Raw genomic sequence first — 1364 nt, forward strand, 5'->3', positions numbered from 1 at the left:
TCGATGGTGCCCTGCCAGACAGGATCGCCCGGCTTCCACGGCGACTGCAACAGATGCGCATTGCCGGTCTTGCCGTCAGCATTGACGAAACGCACCGCGACCGCCTCGCCCTCGCGCGCGATCTCCAGCAGGATCTCCTGGCGGTCGAGCCAGACCGCACGGCGACGCTCGCGCTGCACGATGCGGCCGCCCATCTGCCCCGAGATCTGCCGCTTGCGCTCGCCGAGCACGTGATCGATGGCGGCGCCGACCGCAGCGAGCCGCCGTGCGACCTCGCCTTCCGGCACGCGCACGGCAAAGCCCTTGGGGAATTCCTCGGCGATGAAGCCGGTGGAGAGCCGGCCTTCGCGCCAGCGCGGATGATGCATCAGCGCCGACAGGAACGGGATGTTGTGGCGAATACCGTCCACATAGAACGAGTCCAGCGCAGTGGCCTGCGCCTCGATCGCGGCGGCGCGCGACGGCGCGTGGGTGACGAGCTTGGCGATCATCGGATCGTAATGGATCGAGATCTCGCCGCCCTCCTGCACGCCGGTGTCGTTGCGCACGGTGATGCCGTCCTGGCTCGCTTCCGCCGGCGGACGGTATTTCACCAGGCGCCCGATCGAGGGCAGGAAGTTGCGGAACGGGTCCTCCGCGTAGAGGCGCGACTCCACTGCCCAGCCGGTCAGCGTGACGTCCTTCTGCGCAATGGCGAGCTTCTCGCCGGCGGCGACGCGGAGCATCTGCTCGACGAGGTCGACGCCGGTGACCAGCTCGGTGACAGGATGCTCGACCTGGAGGCGCGTGTTCATCTCCAGGAAGTAGAAGCTCTTGTCCTGCCCCGCGACGAATTCGACGGTGCCGGCGGAGTCGTAATTCACCGCCTTGGCGAGTGCGACCGCCTGCTCGCCCATCTTGCGGCGGGTGGCTTCGTCGAGCAGCGGCGACGGCGCTTCCTCGATGACCTTCTGGTTGCGGCGCTGGATCGAGCATTCGCGCTCGCCGAGATAGATCACGTTGCCGTGCTTGTCGCCGAGCAGCTGGATCTCGATATGGCGGGGATCGACGATGAACTTCTCGATGAAGACCCGGTCGTCGCCGAACGAGGCCTTGGCCTCCGCCTTGGCGAGGTTGAACCCCTCGGCGACCTCGGAGGTCGAATGCGCGATGCGCATGCCCTTGCCGCCGCCGCCAGCGGAGGCCTTGATCATCACGGGATAGCCGATCTCGTCGGCGATCTTGACCGCGTGCGTGGCGTCCTCGATGACGCCGAGATAGCCGGGCACGGTCGAGACTTTTGCCTTGGCGGCAGCCCTTTTGGATTCGATCTTGTCGCCCATCGCCGCGATCGCGCCCGGGTTGGGGCCGATGAAGACGATGCC

The 1364-nt window shown here is 66.9% G+C and carries 1 protein-coding gene; it reads right to left on the reverse strand.

Annotation, left to right across the window (positions count from 1 at the left end; translation table 11 throughout):
- Positions 1–1364, reverse strand: a 1364-nt coding sequence (locus IVB13_RS09375; RefSeq protein WP_247488556.1) for an ATP-grasp domain-containing protein, incomplete at both ends; no start/stop codon positions are given.

The organism is Bradyrhizobium sp. 17, from assembly GCF_023073515.1.
Lineage (GTDB): Bacteria > Pseudomonadota > Alphaproteobacteria > Rhizobiales > Xanthobacteraceae > Bradyrhizobium > Bradyrhizobium canariense_D.